This is a genomic window from Roseateles sp., assembly GCF_019237615.1.
Lineage (GTDB): Bacteria > Pseudomonadota > Gammaproteobacteria > Burkholderiales > Burkholderiaceae_C > Pelomonas.
In genome coordinates, this window is the sequence record NZ_JAFAGT010000039.1 from 17,438 (window position 1) to 34,386 (window position 16,949).

14 protein-coding genes are annotated in these 16,949 nt (G+C 67.5%); 10 read left to right on the forward strand and 4 right to left on the reverse strand.

Annotated elements, in window-relative coordinates:
- Positions 1-230 precede the first annotated feature (230 nt).
- The gene (locus JOY88_RS06920; RefSeq protein ID WP_293501476.1) at positions 231-719 is read left to right on the forward strand and encodes a DUF1579 domain-containing protein; all 489 of its coding nucleotides are present in this window, start codon (positions 231-233) and stop codon (positions 717-719) included.
- Here JOY88_RS06920 and JOY88_RS06925 read toward each other — a convergent pair.
- Both JOY88_RS06925 and JOY88_RS06930 read right to left on the reverse strand, forming a co-directional pair.
- On the reverse strand, positions 716-3,238 hold the full coding sequence (locus JOY88_RS06925; RefSeq protein ID WP_293501477.1) for a response regulator: 2,523 nt from the start codon (positions 3,236-3,238) through the stop codon (positions 716-718). The genes JOY88_RS06920 and JOY88_RS06925 overlap by 4 nt on opposite strands.
- A gap of 106 nt (positions 3,239-3,344) precedes the next feature.
- Positions 3,345-3,470 (reverse strand): hypothetical protein, encoded by a 126-nt coding sequence (locus JOY88_RS06930; RefSeq protein WP_293501478.1) that lies wholly within the window; start codon positions 3,468-3,470, stop codon positions 3,345-3,347.
- 530 nt (positions 3,471-4,000) lie between these two features.
- Between JOY88_RS06930 and JOY88_RS06935 the strand changes: the two genes are divergently transcribed.
- A complete protein-coding gene (locus JOY88_RS06935; RefSeq protein ID WP_293501479.1) occupies positions 4,001-5,311 on the forward strand; it encodes an MFS transporter in 1,311 nt (436 codons plus the stop codon).
- Positions 5,312-5,733: 422 nt separating this feature from the next.
- Here the strand turns inward: JOY88_RS06935 and JOY88_RS06940 are convergent, their stop codons facing one another.
- Positions 5,734-6,495 carry a hypothetical protein gene (locus JOY88_RS06940; RefSeq protein ID WP_293501480.1) on the reverse strand — a complete coding sequence of 254 codons (762 nt, stop codon included), beginning with the start codon at positions 6,493-6,495 and terminating at the stop codon, positions 5,734-5,736.
- 218 nt (positions 6,496-6,713) lie between these two features.
- Between JOY88_RS06940 and JOY88_RS06945 the strand changes: the two genes are divergently transcribed.
- The 8 genes from JOY88_RS06945 to JOY88_RS06980 are packed head-to-tail and all read left to right on the forward strand — an operon-like array spanning position 6,714 to position 14,687.
- Positions 6,714-9,047, forward strand: coding sequence for a bifunctional salicylyl-CoA 5-hydroxylase/oxidoreductase (locus tag JOY88_RS06945; RefSeq protein ID WP_293501482.1), 2,334 nt, complete (start codon positions 6,714-6,716; stop codon positions 9,045-9,047).
- Positions 9,044-9,778 (forward strand): SDR family NAD(P)-dependent oxidoreductase, encoded by a 735-nt coding sequence (locus tag JOY88_RS06950; protein ID WP_293501484.1) that lies wholly within the window; start codon positions 9,044-9,046, stop codon positions 9,776-9,778. Before JOY88_RS06945 ends, JOY88_RS06950 begins: the two co-directional genes overlap by 4 nt.
- 8 nt (positions 9,779-9,786) lie before the next feature.
- A complete protein-coding gene (locus JOY88_RS06955) occupies positions 9,787-10,260 on the forward strand; it encodes a MarR family winged helix-turn-helix transcriptional regulator (protein WP_293501486.1) in 474 nt (157 codons plus the stop codon).
- Entirely contained in the window at positions 10,257-11,096 is an 840-nt protein-coding gene (locus JOY88_RS06960) for an enoyl-CoA hydratase family protein (protein WP_293501488.1), read from the forward strand. The genes JOY88_RS06955 and JOY88_RS06960 overlap by 4 nt, the downstream gene beginning before the upstream one ends.
- A 1-nt stretch (position 11,097) precedes the next feature.
- Entirely contained in the window at positions 11,098-12,237 is a 1,140-nt protein-coding gene (locus JOY88_RS06965) for an acyl-CoA dehydrogenase family protein (protein WP_293501490.1), read from the forward strand.
- Between the two features lie 7 nt (positions 12,238-12,244).
- The gene (locus tag JOY88_RS06970) at positions 12,245-13,852 is read left to right on the forward strand and encodes an AMP-binding protein (protein WP_293501492.1); all 1,608 of its coding nucleotides are present in this window, start codon (positions 12,245-12,247) and stop codon (positions 13,850-13,852) included.
- Complete coding sequence (locus tag JOY88_RS06975) at positions 13,849-14,286, forward strand: acyl-CoA thioesterase (RefSeq protein ID WP_293501494.1); 438 nt, start codon at positions 13,849-13,851, stop codon at positions 14,284-14,286. Before JOY88_RS06970 ends, JOY88_RS06975 begins: the two co-directional genes overlap by 4 nt.
- Positions 14,283-14,687, forward strand: a complete 405-nt coding sequence (locus JOY88_RS06980; protein ID WP_293501496.1) for a RidA family protein — start codon at positions 14,283-14,285, stop codon at positions 14,685-14,687. The genes JOY88_RS06975 and JOY88_RS06980 overlap by 4 nt, the downstream gene beginning before the upstream one ends.
- 37 nt (positions 14,688-14,724) lie before the next feature.
- On the opposite strand, the gene fusA is transcribed toward JOY88_RS06980, so the two are convergent.
- Positions 14,725-16,737: an elongation factor G gene (gene fusA / locus JOY88_RS06985; protein ID WP_293501498.1), complete on the reverse strand. Its 2,013-nt coding sequence runs from the start codon at positions 16,735-16,737 to the stop codon at positions 14,725-14,727.
- Positions 16,738-16,949 lie beyond the last annotated feature (212 nt).

Here is a 16,949-nt window from a genome sequence, read left to right on the forward strand (position 1 = left end):
TACAGCAATTTTGACGAAGTGGGCAAACTTTCTCGAACGAGGTCCAGGGATGCGCAAGCGGCCAATGTGTCTTCTCGGGATGCGGGGCTGACTCACGGCCCAAGAGCCCCACCAGGGGCGGCAGCTTCAGCGCTGGCGCCGCATGAGGTGCGCTTTGAAGTACCTGCCATGAGCTGACAGGTATGGCGGCGCAGACTGCACGGACGATGACCTCCGGAGACGTCTGCACCATGAGTACCGCCGCCACGTCGCAAGACTTCGACTTCCTCATCGGTCGCTGGAAGGTCCGCCACCGCCGCCTGAAGGAGCGCCTGCGAGGCTGCGAGGACTGGGAGTATTTCGAGGGCCGCTGTCACATGTGGCCGTTGATGAATGGCCTGGGCAACGTTGACGACAACGTGCTCGAGTTGCCCGGCGGCACCTACCGCGCGACGGCGTTGCGTACGTTCGACCCGGCCACGCGCCAGTGGGCGATCTGGTGGGTGGACGGCCGCAACCCGCACCGCCTGGAGCCGCCGGTCGTCGGCGGCTTTGCCGACGGCGTGGGCGAGTTCCAGTGCAACGACGAGCTGCGCGGCCAGCCCATCCGCGTGCGCTTCCGCTGGACTGCCACGGACAGCGGCCGCCCGCATTGGCAGCAGGCCTTTTCGGCTGATGGTGGCCGGACCTGGGAGGCCAACTGGGAAATGGACTTCGAACGCCTGGCCGAAGCCGCCTAGCCCTGTTGCCCACTGGCCTGCGCGGCCGGTGCGACCCAGGCCAGCAGCGTGCGCACCAGCTGGCGGGGGTCTATTGGCTTGCTGACATGGGCGTTCATACCGGCGGCCAGGCAGTCCTGGACGTCGCGCTCCATCGCGCCCGCGGTCATCGCGATGATGGGCAGGCGGGCATGCTGGGGCATGGCACGGATGAGGCGCGTGGCGGTGAGGCCGTCCATCTCGGGCATCTGCATGTCCATCAGCACCGCGTCGAAGGACTCGTGCTTGAGTCGTTCCACGGCCTGCAGGCCGGTCTCTGCCAGCTCCACGTCCAGCTTCACCATGGCCAGGAAGGCGCAGGCCACCTGCTGGTTGACGGGGTTGTCCTCGACAAGCAGCACGCGCGCGCCATGCAGGGGGTGCATGGTTTCGGCCAGGTCGGCCATGCTGTTGCCGGCGGCCGTCGGCGCCGACTCCGGTTCATGCTGCTGCAGCTGCGTGAGGGCATCGAAGAGTCGCGAGGGCGTGACCGGCTTGACCAGCACCTGGGTGCTGGGGCGCCCCCGTAGTTCCTCGGCAACGTGTTCGCTCGCATGCAGGCTGCCCAGCGCGATGATGGCCGGTGGGATGGTGCCGCGCTCGGCCGCGATGCGCCGGGCGGCGTCAACGAAATCGGCCTGGGCTGTCTTCCAGTCCAGCAGCAGCAGCTCGTAGGGGTGCTGCGCCTCGGCCTGGCGCAGCCGGTACAAGGCCTCATCGCCGAATGAGGCCACGCCGACCTGGAAGCGCCAGCTCTGCAGCATTTGTTGCAGGATCAGGCGCTCGGTGGGTTGGGCGTCGACGATGAGCGTGCGCATGCCGCGGATGCGGTGCAGGTCGATGCGTTCGACGCCGGGCCGGGCCTTGCCGAAGCTGCAGGTAAACGCAAAGCTGCTGCCCTGATTGGGCGCGCTGTCGACCTCGAAGCTACCGTCCATCAGTGCCACGAGCCGCTTGCAGATGGCCAGTCCCAGACCGGTGCCGCCATAGCGCCGCGCGATGGACGCATCCGTCTGGCTGAAGACCTGGAACAGACGGCCAGCCTGCTCTGGCGTCATGCCGATGCCTGTGTCGCGCACGGTAATGCGCAGCCGCATGCGCTCGGCCTCCTCGCCCAGGAATTCGGCGCGTACGACGATCTCGCCCTTGGGCGTGAACTTGATCGCGTTGCCGACGAGGTTGTTCAACACCTGCGTCAGGCGCAGGCTGTCGCCAACGAGGCGCTCGGGCAGGTGCTCGTCGAACTCGAAGAGCAGGTCCAGCCCGGCCTCCTCCAGCCGCGCAGAGAACAGGTGGCCGACGTTTCCGATCAGCTCCTCGGGGCTGAACTCCTCGGCCTCCAGCGTGATCTTGCCGGCCTCGATCTTGGAGTAGTCGAGGATGTCGTTGAGCAGGCTGAGCAAGGCCCTGGACGAAGTTTGCACCTTGGTGAGGTAGTCGCGCTGGCGCATCTCCAGGCGCGTCTCCAGCACCAGGTTGGTCAGGCCGATGATGGCGTTCATGGGCGTACGGATCTCGTGGCTCATGCTGGCCAGGAACAGGCTCTTGGCGGCGTTGGCCGCGTCTGCTTTCGCGCGCGCGGCGGCTAGCGCCTCGCCCTGGCGGTGGCCGGCTTCGTAGGCCTTGAAGAGTCGGGCGTAGAGCGTGCTGTTCTCCAGTAGCAGCTCCATCAGCACGAGGGCGCAGGCCAGCAGGCCGTAGATGCGACCGGCGTAGAAGCCGAGGTCGAAGCGGGCCGCGTTCAGCATGGCCGACAGCGCGATGTCGAACAGCCAGACCATGCAGACCACCATCAGCCACAGGTCCAGCACGGTGCGCGGCCGCTGTCGCCACAGTGCGCCCAGGGCCAGCAGGCTGAGCAGCCAGACCCCGCCGATGGTGGCGCGGAAGGCCGGCGAGTAATGGCCGCCCACCAGGAGTTCAGGCAGCCAGCCCTGGCCCAGCGTGGCCGTGGCGACGAGGCCGCCGGCGGCGGCCAGCGTTACCGCCGGCCAGACCAGGGGCGGCCCGCCCAGGTGCGGCCGCGACTTGAGCGCCGCGTAGCCGAGCACGAAGAGCGGGAAGCCGCCATGCCAGAGCATGTAGAGCCAGACGGTGGTCTGTGTCGTCGCGCCGAGCAGGCCGGTCGCGCTGAAGAGGCCGGGGAAGCTCAGCGCATGGGCCGTCGCCAGCAGTGCCGTGAAGAGATAGCCGCAGCCCAGCACCAGCAGTGCCTGGGAGCGCAGGATGCGGTACTGGCCGAACAGCAGCACGGCCGTGATGAGGTCGGTCAGCACCAGGGCCGACTCGTAGATGGGGATGAAGGCCGGCACCGGTGCCAGCTTGAGCTTGGCGAAGGGCAGCAGCGCGGCGAACACGGCCAGCGATGCCAGCGCGACGATGAGCGCATGTCGACGCTCGCGCGGGCCGGCCGGCTGATCCAGCAAGAAGGCTGGCCCGTCCTGGATCGCGATCGCCTCGATAGGGGCGCCGCCCTCCCGGGGCAGGCTGCGTGCTTCCACATCGGCTCCCTGCCGCGCCAGACGTTGATGGCGCTCTCTAACAGGATAGTCCAACTGTGTAACGCCGATGGCGGTGTGGCCCGGCGTAGTGACGGCCGCCGACCGCTCAGCAGGCGGCGCCGATAAGGGTGCCGATGTTCTCCGGGTCGACCTGGGCGCCAGCGCCACGGTCGAAGGAGCTCATGCCGTGACCGCTCGTGGCGGCGCCGACGGCCCAGTAGACGGGCGCCATGCCGTGCGCTCCAGGCTGAGCGGGTGACGTGGCGGCTAGGCCTTCGCCGTGACCTTGTTGATGCCGGCGAACATGCACCCGCCTTCTGCAGACCCATCGACTTGCCCTGCTGGTGGCGATGTGAAGGGCCTGGCATGGGTAACCCTAGGGCTGTTCCAGTGCCAATTCAGACAAAATGACAGCGCTGTCTTTGCTGCTTGGCTGATGGAAGCTGTGGGTGAACTCGTTGCGACCTGGATGGACTCGACCCACCGCGTCGGCAAGCGTTCGCCCGCCTGCGTCTGGGGCCGCAATGCCGTGCTGCTGAATTCGAAGCCGATGGCATCGAGTCGCCCGCGCCGGGCTTGCGCGTCGGCTGCGCCGTGCCCTATGCATCGGCCCAGCCGGCGCAGTCCTGCCTCGAACGTTTCTGCGGCCGCGCCAGGAACGAGACCGACATCCACTGGACTGCGCCGCTCGTTCATATGTCTGCCGCGCTGGAATCGCTGATGCCACCACTGCACTGACCTTAAAGGCCAAACGGAGCCCCCATGCCATCGACCTCTCGCCACCCGCTCGCCTGGGTGCCCTCGCTCTACCTCGCCATGGGCCTGCCCAACGTCATGGTGGGCGTCGTCGCGGCCATCATCTACAAGAACCTGGGCATCTCCAATGAGGACATCGCCCTCTACACCTCGCAGATGTACCTGCCCTGGGTGCTCAAGCCGCTGTGGGCGCCGCTGCTGGAGATCTACCGCAGCAAGCGGTTCTGGGTCATCAGCATGGAGTTCACGATGGCGGCGGCGCTGGGCCTGGCCGCGTTGTGCCTGCCGCTGGATGGCTTCTTCAAGCTGTCGCTGGCCTTCTTCTGGATCGTCGGCTTTGCATCGGCCACGCAGGACACCTGCGCCGACGGCGTCTTCATGACGACGGTCTCCAAGATCGACCAGGCGCGCTACTCCGGCGTACAGGGCATGTGCTGGAACCTGGGCGCCGTCATCGCGTCGGGCCTGCTGGTGTCGCTGACCGGCTGGCTGCACAACCACATGGGCCTGTCCTGGGTGCAATGCTGGGTGGTCGTCGTGTCGCTGGCCGCCGCGGCCATGGCCCTGTTCGGCGTCTACCACCTGCGCGTGCTGCCGGCGGGCTCGCCTTCGCACCTGCACGGACAAGGCCTGTCGGGCGGCCTCAAGGCCACGGCCGAAGCCTGGATCACCTTTTTCCAGAAGCCGCAGATCTGGATGATGCTGACCGTCATCTTCTTCTACCGCTTCGGCGAGGGCTTCATCGAGAAGTTCGGCCCGCTCTTCCTGCTGGATGCGCGCGACGCGGGCGGCCTGGGCCTGGACAACGAAGCCCTGGGCCACATCAACGGTACCGTGGGCACGCTGGCCTTCATCGCGGGCGCCTTTCTCGGCGGCTTCTTCGTCGCCCGACGCACGCTGCCGCGCAGCTTCTTCACGCTGGCCCTGGTGCTCAACATCCCGCACCTGACCTATTTCTACCTGGCCCAGACCCTGCCGACTGACACGGCCACCGTCGCGGCCATCGTCGCCCTCGAGAAATTCGGCTTCGGCATGGGCTCGGTGGGCCACATGCTTTACATGATGCAGCAGATCGCGCCGGGGCCCTTCCGCATGGCCCACTACGCGATGGCGACCGGCGTCATGGCGCTGACCAAATGGGGCACGGGCAGCGTCAGCGGCCTGTTGTGGAGCCACGTCAACCACCAGTACACGAGCTTCTTCGGCTGGGTGTTGGTCTTCTCGATCCCGCCGGTGCTGCTGGCCTGGCTTGCGCCATTCCCGCATGACCAGGCAGAAACTGCCGAAGGACATGAAGCAGCAGTTGGCGCGCATTGATGGGCTTGCTGATGGGCCCGGCACTCGCTGCTGCCGTCATTGCACAGCCTGCCTGCGGCCCTGGTGCGCTCGGCACCTCGCGCGCGCCGATGCTCAAGCGATAGGCTGCCGCCCTGGGCGCGGCCCCGCATGCCGCGCGGCCCACGCTGGCGCCGACGGAGGTGGTGCTGGTGGGGTGGTGACGGGTGGCGGAACCAATCCCGGAAGGCTTCGGCCGTTGCAGGCAGGACTGGCAATGCTCCTGCCGACGGGCCAGGCGATGAATCTGATCACGCAGACCGACTGGGAGGTGCTGGGTGCTGAGCCGGGCGTGCTGGCTGGCTCGGCCGAAGCCTTCGCCAAGGCCTATGAGATTGCGCGCAACGCGGCCGGGAAAGAGTTGCTCCTCCCCATCGACCGCGGATGGTCGCCCCGGGCCAGCCTCAGGGCTTCAAATCGCCGCGAAATCGGAAGAGGCCATCGAAGGAGACGTTCATGCCGCCGCACTGCTGATTGTCTTGCGCAAACAGGTATTCGCCGACGCGTCGAATCCGCACCTCGCAACCGTCCGTCAAGGTGACCATGTCGCCGTCAGGAACGGCATCAAACTCGAACGAGCCGAAATGAGGATCGGCAAGCCCTTGCCAAATCGCGCCACCTACGAAGTGCAAGCGTCCCTGGCTTGATGTCACGGTGATCTTCGCGCCTTCGTTCTGCCAGATGCCGGCCCAAGCGCCAGTTGCGGCAGTTTGATCCCGAGCCCAACGGTTCTCCGGAATCCACCCGGCCTGCGTATTGATCTTTCCCTTCGCTGGCAGTGCGACGCAGACCCACGATTTGAAGCGATGAAGCAGGACGCCAGCAGTGCCGGCCTTGACTTCCGACGCGCAGCGGTTGCCCGGGCCGAGGACGCAGGGCTTCCCGGGCTGAAGCTCCGGGCGGACTGCTTCACCCGGCGCGATGCGTCCGGCGCTGACGAGTTTGACGCCGGCAAGCGGCGTGGAGTCAGCAACGTTGAATGTCGTGCATCTCGGCGGGCCGGCATCTTGAGCCGCCAAAGCGGCGCTGGCCCACATGGACAACGGCGTCACGATCATGGTGACGGCAATCGATTTTCCCAAGCTGTGCGTCCTCCCTGCGCTACCTTTGTCCCGCTTGATCGGACGATGCTGCACGTGGCAATGGCATCCCTGACCGGCTTCCATGGCAGCGTACCAGGGGGGCCGGGGCCAGGCCGGGGCCTTCCAGAATGCCGCCTATGTCGTGCGGCCGGAGGCGGCACTGTCTGCATGAAATAGCAGCCCTGGCGAAGGGCTGCGGCCGCCTCACGCGGCTCAACCATTCGCCGTCAGGGTTTCCCTGGTCTGGCATCGCATCTATATGGTTGACGTTTGAACTATTGATTTCTAAAGTTATGCACATCATGCGTATCACCTGCATAGGCGGCGGCCCCGCCGGCCTGTACTTCGCGCTGCTGATGAAGAAGGCCAACCCCGCCCATGAGGTGAGGGTGCTGGAGCGCAACCGCGCTGGCGACACCTTCGGCTGGGGCGTCGTGCTGTCCGACCAGACCGTGGGCGCCTTGCGCGAGGCGGACCCCGAGACGGCCGCCGAGATCGCCGACGCCTTCAATCACTGGGACGACATTGCTGTTCACATCGCCGGCCGCAGCCTGGTCTCCAGCGGCCATGGCTTCTGCGGCATCGGCCGCAAGAAGCTGCTCAACATCCTGCAGGCGCGCGCTCAGGCGCTCGGCGTGGAGCTGGTCTACGAGACCGACGTGCCAGACGACGCCGGCATAGCCGCCGACCTCATCATTGCCGCCGACGGCCTGAACAGCCGCATTCGGCAGAAGTACGCCGCCAGCTTCCAGCCCGACATTGATCTGCGCCGCTGCCGTTTCGTGTGGCTGGGCACGACGAAACTCTTCGACGCCTTCACCTTCGATTTCCAGAAGACCGAATGGGGCTGGTTCCAGGCACACGCCTATCGCTTCGACGCCACGCACTCGACGTTCATCGTCGAGACGCCCGAGGAGGTCTGGCGCGCCGCGGGCCTGGAGGGCATGAGCAAGGAGGAGGGCATCGCCTTCTGCGAGAAGCTATTTGCCCGGGTGCTGGACGGCCATCCGCTGATCTCCAATGCGAGCCATCTGCGCGGCTCGTCCTCGTGGATCCGTTTCCCGCGCGTTGTCTGCAAGACCTGGGTGCATCGCAACGACCGCGGCATCCCGGTTGTGCTGATGGGCGATGCCGCCCATACGGCCCACTTCTCCATCGGCTCCGGCACCAAGCTCGCGCTCGAAGATGCGATAGACCTCGCACGCGACATTCAGGCGAACGATGATTTGTCGACTGCGCTGCAGGCGTATGAGGCCGCGCGCAGCATCGAGGTGCTGCGCATCCAGAACGCGGCGCGCAACTCCACCGAATGGTTTGAGAACGTCGAGCGCCATGCCCGCCTGGCGCCGGAGCAGTTCGCCTATTCGCTGCTGACGCGCTCGCAGCGGATCTCGCACGAGAACCTGCGCCTGCGGGATGCCGGCTACGTCGGTGAGTTCGAGCGCTGGCTGGCCGGCCGCAGCGGCGTCGATGCCCAGGTGCCGCCGATGTTCACGCCCTTCCAACTGCGCGGCTTGGCGCTGAAGAACCGCGTCGTCGTCTCGCCCATGGCCCAGTACAGCTGCAAGGACGGGTTGCCCGGCGACTACCACCTGGCCCACCTCGGCGCGCGAGCGCTGGGCGGCGCTGGCCTGGTCTTTGCCGAGATGACCTGCGTGTCGCCCGATGCGCGCATCACGCCCGCCTGCCCGGGTCTGTGGAACGACGCTCAGGGCGCGGCCTGGCAGCGCATCGTCGAGCACGTGCACACGAGCAGCAGTGCCAAGATTGCGATGCAGCTGGGCCATTCCGGCCCCAAGGGATCGACCCGCGCGCCTTGGGAAGGCGAGGACCAGCCGTTGGTCAGCGGCAACTGGCCGCTGATTTCAGCCTCTCCGCAGCAGTACCTCGCCGGCATCAGCCAGACCGCCCAGGCGATGACCCGCGCCGACATGGACCGAGTGCTGTCGGACTTTGTCGCCGCCGCCCGCCGTGCGGCCGATGCCGGCTTCGATTGGCTGGAACTGCACTGCGCCCACGGCTATCTGCTGTCGGCCTTCATCTCGCCGCTGACCAACCGGCGCCAGGACGACTACGGTGGCTCGCTGGAGAACCGGCTGCGCTACCCGCTGGAAGTCTTCACGGCCCTGCGTGAGGTCTGGCCGCAGGACCGGCCAATGTCCGTGCGCATCTCGGCCCACGACTGGGTGCCCGGCGGCACTACGCCAGAGGACGCCGTCGCCATCGCAGTCGCCTTCAAGGCCGCGGGCGCGGACCTCATCGACGTTTCCTCCGGACAGGTCAGCAAGGCGCAGAAGCCGGTCTATGGCCGCATGTTCCAGACGCCGTTTGCGGAAAGCATCCGCAACCGTGTCGGCATTGCCACCATGGCTGTCGGCGCCATCTCCGAGGCCGACCACGTCAACAGCATCATTGCGTCGGGTCGCGCTGACCTCTGCGCCATCGCGCGACCGCATCTGGCCAACCCGGCCTGGACGCTGACCGAGGCTGCACGCATCGGCTACCCCGGCCCCATCGGCCTGGAATGGCCGAAGCAGTACCTCTCCGGCAAGAGCCAGTTGGAGCGCGAGTTCGAGCGCCAGCGCGCCGGCAACGTGGCCGCGGCCGAACAGGCGAACAAGGCATTGGGTGTATGAAGAAGCATGCAGTAGTCACCGGTGGCGGCAGCGGCATTGGCGCCGCAGTGGCAAGGCGGCTGCTGGCCGATGGCCTGCGCGTTACGCTGATGGGGCGCAGCATCGAGCGTCTGCGGGCCCAGCAGGCGGCGCTGGGCGACGTGGCCATCCATGCCTGTGATGTGTCCGACGAAGCCAGCGTGAATGCGGCCTTCGTCGCGGCAGGCGACGTTGACGTCCTCATCAACAACGCCGGTCAGGTCGAGACAACGACCTTCGCCAGGACGTCGCTGGAGCTCTGGCAGCGCCTGCTCAACGTCAACCTCACCGGCACCTTCCTCTGCAGCCGTGCCGTGCTGCCCGGCATGCTGGCGCGCCAGCAGGGCCGCATCGTCAACGTGGCCAGCACGGCGGCGCTGAAGGGCTACGCGTATGTGGCCGCCTATTGCGCCGCCAAGCATGGGGTGTTGGGCCTTACGCGCGCGTTGGCGCTTGAGGTGGCCGCCAAGGGCGTGACGGTCAACGCCGTCTGTCCCGGCTACACCGAGACCGACATCGTCGAGAGCGCCATCGACAACATCGTCGCCAAGACGGGCCGCACGCCGCAGCAGGCGAGCGCGGAACTTGCCAAGGCTAACCCGCAAGGCCGGCTGATCCAGCCCGAGGAGGTTGCCGACACCGTCGCCTGGGTCGTTGGCAACAGCGCCATCAACGGCCAAGCCATTGCCGTCTGCGGCGGGGAGACGATGTGATGTCGGGTATGGAATTCGATCTCGAAAGCCGGCTGTCGGACGACGACCACCAGGCCTTGAAGCTGTGGCTGCGCCTGCTGTCATGCACCACGCGCATCGAGGATCAGATCCGCCAGCGCCTGCGGGCCGACTTCGGCACCACGCTGCCGCGCTTCGACCTGCTGGCACAGCTGGAGCGCCACCCCGACGGTCTGGCGATGAGAGAGCTGTCCAAGCGCCTGATGGTGACGGGCGGCAACGTCACCGGCATCACCGACCAGCTCGAAGCGGAGGGCCTGGTGCTGCGCGAGACCCACCCCGACGACCGTCGCAGCTTCATCGTCAAGTTGACGCCCCAGGGGCTCCGCCAGTTCAAGCGCATGGCCGCCACGCACGAGGCCTGGATCGTCGAACTCTTCGCCGGCTGGACACCGGCGCAGAAAACGCAGGTCCAGGAGCTGCTGGCCCAGCTCAAGACCCATCTGAAGGACAACACCCCATGACCCCGCATCTCGCCTCGGGCAACCGCCAAAGCCTCGCCGGCCATGTGCCGCAGCACTTCCTCTGGCAGCAGTTGGGGGCCGTCGGCGTCATCACGCTGAACCGCCCCGAGCGCAAGAACCCGCTGACCTTCGAGTCCTATGCCGAACTGCGCGACCTGTTCCGCCGCCTGGCCTATGTGGACGAGGTCAAGGCCATCGTCATCCAGGGTGCCGGCAGCAACTTCTGCTCCGGCGGTGACGTGCACGAGATCATCGGCCCGTTGACGGGCATGAGCATGCCTGACCTGCTGGCCTTCACGCGCATGACGGGCGACCTTGTCAAGGCCATGCGCGCCTGCCCCCAGCCCCTCATCGCGGCCATCGACGGGGTGTGCGCCGGTGCCGGCGCCATCATGGCCATGGCTTCAGACCTGCGCGTGGGCACCGCCCGCAGCAAGACGGCCTTCCTGTTCACCCGCGTGGGCCTGGCCGGCTGCGACATGGGCGCCTGCGCCATGCTGCCGCGCATCGTCGGCCAGGGCCGCGCGTCGGACCTGCTCTACAGCGGGCGCAGCCTGGGTGGAGAAGAAGCGCTGGCCTGGGGATTCCTGAACCGCGTGGTGGCGCCCGATCAACTGCTGGACGAGACGCTGAAATGGGCCGGCGAGATTGCCACCGGCCCCAGCTTCGGCCACGCGATGACCAAGCGCATGCTGCACCAGGAGTGGTCCATGGGCGTGGATGAAGCCATCGAGTCCGAGGCGCAAGCCCAGGCCATCTGCATGATGACCCAGGACTTCCACCGCGCCTACGAGGCCTTCGTCGTCAAGCAGAAGCCTGTGTTCCAGGGGAGCTGAGATGGAGCACCTGGACTGGCCTTTCTTCGACGCTTCGCACCGCGAACTGGCGACGACGCTCGACGCCTGGTGCGGCGAGCATCTGCAGCATGTGGACCATGATGGCGATGTCGATGCCCAATGCCGCAGCCTGGTCGCCCAGCTCGGTGCAGCCGGCTGGCTGAATCATGCGGTGGCAGGTGAAGGCCAGACCATCGACACCCGCGCGATCTGTCTGATCCGCGAGACGCTGGCCAAACACGATGGTCTGGCCGACTTCGCCTTCGCGATGCAGGGCCTGGGATCGGGCGCCATCTCGCTGCAGGGCACGCCGGCCCAACGTGAAAGGTATTTGCCACGAGTTGCTCGCGGCGAGGCGCTGGCGGCGTTCGCGCTGTCCGAGCCCGAAGCAGGCTCCGACGTCGCAGCCCTGCGGTGCAGCGCCACCGAGGATGGCGACAGCTACGTGCTGAACGGCGAGAAGACCTGGATCTCCAACGGCGGCATCGCCGACTTCTATGTGCTGTTCGCGCGCACGGGGGAAGCGCCCGGTTCGCGCGGCATCTCGGCCTTCATCGTCGACGCTGGCCTGCCCGGCTTCGACATCGCCGAGCGCATTGACGTCATCGCGCCCCATCCGCTTGCCCGCCTTCGCTTCACCAACTGCCGTGTGCCCAAGCGCCAGATGTTGGGGCTGCCGGGCGAGGGCTTCAAGCTGGCGATGCGCACGCTGGACGTGTTCCGCACTTCGGTCGCGGCCGCGGCATTGGGTTTTGCCCGCCGCGCATTGCAGGAAGCTCTGGCCCAGGCCAAGGCGCGGCCAATGTTTGGCGGGCGCCTTGCCGACCTGCCGCTGACCCAGGCCAAGCTCGCCGACATGGCCTGCGCGGTGGACTCGTCCGCGCTGCTGGTCTACAGGGCGGCCTGGCTGCGCGACCAGGGCAAGACCATCACCCAGGAGGCAGCGATGGCCAAGCTGATGGCGACGGAAGGCGCTCAGCAGGTCATCGACGCCGCCGTCCAGCTCTTCGGCGGCCGCGGCGTGCGCCGCGGCGAGATCGTTGAATCCCTCTATCGGGAAATCCGTGCGCTGCGCATCTACGAGGGCGCCAGCGAAGTGCAGCAACTCATCATCGGTCGCGAACTCCTCAAGAAGGCGTGAGAGAACCATGCATCCATCGGCTCACCATGACACCTTCGCCAGAGACCACCTCCCGCCCCAGGAACAGTGGCCCGAGCTGGTGTTTGACTTGCCCGAACTGCAGTTCGGCCCCCGGTTGAATGCAGCGACCGAGCTGTTGGACCGCTGGGTAGCGCAAGGGCAGGGCGATCGGCCCTGCGTACAGGGCGCGGGCGTGCAGTGGACCTATGCCGAGTTGCAGGCCGAGGCGAATCGCATCGCCAATGCCCTGGTCAATGAGCTGGGCGTCGTGCCGGGCAACCGAGTGCTGCTGCGCGGTAGCAACACACCGCAGATGGCTGCTTGCTGGTTCGCCGTCATCAAGGTCGGTGCGATCGCGGTGGCGACCATGCCGCTGCTGCGTGCGGTGGAGCTGGGCAAGGTCATTGCGAAGGCCGAGGTCAGCCATGCGCTATGCGACGCGGCGCTGGCCACCGAGCTGGCGGCCGCCCAGCAGCAGAACCCGGTGTTGCGCGGTATCTGCTATTTCCGCAGCAGCGAGCCCGATGGCCTGGAGGCCCGCGCCGCGCGCCAGCCTGCCACGTTCACCAACATCGAAACCGCCAGCGATGACTGTGCGCTGATCGCCTTCACGTCCGGCACCACGGGTCAGCCAAAGGGCACCATGCACTTCCATCGCGACGTTCTCGCGATCTGCCGCTGCTGGCCGGTGCACTGCCTGCGGGCACAGGCCAGTGACGTCTTCATCGGCAGCCCGCCGCTGGCCTTCACCTTTGGTCTGGGCGGCCTGCTGCTCTTTCCGATGAGCGTGGGCGCGTCGACCGTGCTGCTCGAGAAGGCGGCGCCAGACCTGCTGTTGGCCGCGATTGCCGAGCACCACGCCACGGTCTGCTTCACGGCGCCGACGTCCTACCGCGCAATGGCGCCTTTGGTGGCCCAGCACGACATTTCCTCCGTGCGCAAATGCGTCAGCGCCGGCGAAGCCCTGCCGGCCGCGACGCGGGCGCTGTGGAAGCAGGCCACTGGCATCGAGCTCATCGACGGCATAGGCGCGACCGAGCTGCTGCACATCTTCATCTCGCACACCGAAGAGACGGCAAAGGGCGGCGCCACCGGCAAGCCCGTGCCCGGCTACCAGGCCTGCATCCTCGACGATGCCGGCCAGCCGCTGCGCGCGGGCCAGGTCGGCCATCTCGCCGTGAAAGGCCCGACCGGCTGCCGCTATCTCGCCGACGACCGCCAGCACCAGTATGTGCAGAACGGCTGGAACTTGACCGGCGACGCCTACCTTGTCGACGAAGACGGCTACTACGTCTACCAGGCCCGCACCGACGACATGATCATCTCGGGTGGCTACAACATCGCCGGCCCCGAGGTCGAGGCTGCGCTGCTCAGCCACCCGGCCGTGGCCGAATGCGCCGTCATCGGCGTACCCGACGAGGAGCGCGGCCAGCTCGTCAAGGCCTTCGTCGTGCTTCGCGAGGACCATGCGGGCGACGTGCAGGCCTTGCAGGCGCATGTGAAGGCCAGCATCGCGCCCTACAAATATCCACGCGCCATAGAGTTCAGGACCAGCCTGCCGCGCACCGAGACGGGCAAGCTGCAGCGCTTCAAGCTGAAAGAGTCCGGCACGTGACGGCATGGGCGTTCGAGCGCGAGCAAGAGGTGCGCTTCGGCCACTGCGACCCGGCCGGCATCGTCTTCTATCCGCGTTATTTCGAAATGCTCAACGAGCTGGTCGAGGACTGGTTCGCCCAGGCGCTGGGCCTGTCATTCGATGATCTGATAGGCCGGCGCGGAATCGGTCTGCCCACGGCCCGGCTGGACACGCGCTTCCTGCGTGTCAGCCGCCATGGCGACCGCCTCGTGCAGCGCCTGCACCTGGAGCGGTTGGGCCGCAGCTCGCTGACGCTGCGCACCGCCTTCATCGGCAAGGACGATGAAGTCGATGCCCCGCGCGTCGAGTACATGCAGGTGCTGGTCTGCACCTCGCTGAAGACTCACAGGCCCCAGGCCTTTCCCGACGACCTGCGGCGCGCGCTCGCGTCCGCACAGGACCCAACACCATGAACAGCAAGCAAATCCTCCAGCCCGCCGGCTGGGCCCAGCCGCGCGGCTATGCCAACGGCGTCGCGGCCAGCGGCCGCCAGGTCTTCGTCGCCGGCCAGATCGGTTGGAACGAGCGCTGCGAGTTCGACAGCGACGACCTCATCGACCAGCTGCGGCAGACGCTGGCCAACATCCGTGCAGTGCTGGCCGAGGCCGGCGCGACGCCTGAGCACATCGTGCGCATGACCTGGTACCTCGTCGACAAGCGAGAGTACCTGGCCCGTGGCCGCGAGGTGGGCCAGGCCTACCGCGACGTGCTTGGCCGCGACTACGGCATCGCGATGAGCGCCGTGCAAGTGGCAGCGCTGATGGAGGACCGGGCCAAGGTGGAGATCGAGGTCACGGCCGTCATACCGGGCTGACGGGGTGGGCGAGGGCCTTGCGGCACCTCGCCCACCGTCACGCGGCCAGCGCCACGCGTTCCGGCGCCTCGGCGTAGTGACTCAGCTGCATCGTGAACTGCGCTCGCCCCGAGCTGATCGCGCGCAGGTGGCCGATGTAGCCGAACATCTGCTCCAGCGGCACATGGGCAGTCACGACGACTGCGTTGCCGCGCGCGTCCTGGCCCTGCACATGACCGCGGCGGCGCAGCAGGTCACCGATCACGTCGCCCAGATAGTCCTGCGGCGTGATGACCTCGACAGCCATCACCGGCTCCAGCACCACCGGTGCTGCCTTCGCAACGGCATCGCGCAGCGCCGCCACGGCGGCCAGCTCGAAGGCCAGCGCCGACGAGTCGCGCACATGGTGGCTGCCGTCCACCAGGCTGGCCTCGAAGTCCACCAGCGGGTAGCCGGCGAACGGTCCGGCCAGCGCGGCGCGACGGATGCCTGCCTCGACCGCCGGGATGAACTCGCGCGGGATCGCGCCGCCTACCACCTGGCTCTCGAAGCGGACGCCGGACCCGCGCGGCAGCGGCGCCACGCGCAGCGTCAGCTCGGCGAACTGGCCGGGGCCACCGCTCTGCTTGCGATGCAGGTGGTGCACCTCGGCCGCCGCCGTGATGGTCTCGCGGTAGGCGACCTGCGGGCGGCCCATGGCCACGGCCACGCCGAAGCGTGCTCGCAACGTTTCCACCGCTACTTCCAGCTGCAGCTCGCCCATGCCGGACAGCAGCGTCTGGCCCGAGTCGGCGTCCTGGCGCAGGCGTAGCGAGGGGTCCTCGCGGACCAGCACGCCAAGGCCCTTGGCCAGGGCCGCGGCGTCGGTCTGCGTGCGCGGCTCGATGGCGACGTCGATGACGGCCTCCGGAACGGTGATGCTTTCCAGCACGGGCGCGCCCTTCCGGTCGGCCAGCGTGTGGCCAGTCAGCACCTCCTTCAGGCCGACGATGCCGGCAATGTCGCCCGCAACAAGCTCGTCGCGCTCGACCCGGCGGTCCGCGTGGATCTCGTACAGGCGTGACACGCGTTCGGCCTTGCCGGTGCTGGCGTTGCAGACCACGTCGCCGCGCTTGAGCCGGCCGCTGTAGACGCGCACGAACACCATCGCGCCATGGTCGTCGGCGTTGAGCTTGAAGGCCAGCGCCGACAACGGGCCGTCGGTAGGCAGCGAACCGGGCGCCTCGCCGGGGGCGGGCAGGTAGGCGACGACGGCATCCAGCAGCGGTTCCACGCCGCGGTTGCGGAAGGCCGAGCCGGCCAGCACGGGCACGAAGGCGCCCGCGATGGTGCCGCGGCGCAGCGCCGCGCGCAGCGCGTCCAACGGCAGCTCGGTGCCGCTCAGCCAGGCGTTCAGCAGCGCGTCGTCCTGCTCGGCGGCGGCCTCGTCGATGCGTGCGCGCGCGGCCTGGGCGGCGCTCAGCAGCTCTGGAGGGATTGCCTCGACGCGCGGCGGCGTAGAGGCGTCGTCGTGATCCCAGACCAGTGCTTGCATAGCCAGCAGGTCGACGACGCCACGGAAGCTGCCTTCTGCGCCGAGGGGCAACTGCAGCGGGAGCGCGCGCGTGCCCAGCCGCTCCTGTATGGCCGCGACGACTTTCTGGAAGTCAGCGCCGACGCGGTCCAGCTTGTTGATGAAGGCAATGCGCGGCACGCGGTACTCGTCTGCGAGACGCCAGTTGGTCTCGGTCTGGGGCTCGACGCCGGCCACGCCGTCGAAGACGACGATGGCGCCGTCCAGCACGCGCAGCGAGCGGCGCACCTCGAGGTTGAAGTCGATGTGGCCGGGCGTGTCGATCAGGTTGATCTGCGTGCCCTGCCAGTGCACGGTCGTGGCGGCGCTGTGGATGGTGATGCCGCGCTGGCGCTCCTGGGGGTCGAAGTCCATCGTCGTGTTGCCGTCATTGACGTCGCCGATGCGATGGTTCTCACCCGTGTAGAACAGGATGCGTTCGGAGGTTGTGGTCTTGCCGGCGTCGACGTGGGCTATGACGCCGATGTTGCGCAGATTGCGGGAGTTGTTCGAGTTCATGGCGGTTCCTGGTGCGGTGGCGGTTGCGAGCCCCGGGCAGGTCGCCGTGGGGCTAGCGCGTAAGCAGGACGCCGAAGCGCGCACGCGACAGGCAGGGCCGAGCCGCGCTCCGGCGCTCGGGAATCGTGGCGATCAGCTTGTCGAAGGTGCGCGTGCGCATGGTGGGACTCAGGTCGAAAAAACAAAACCCCGGGAGGGACGGGCCTGCCGGG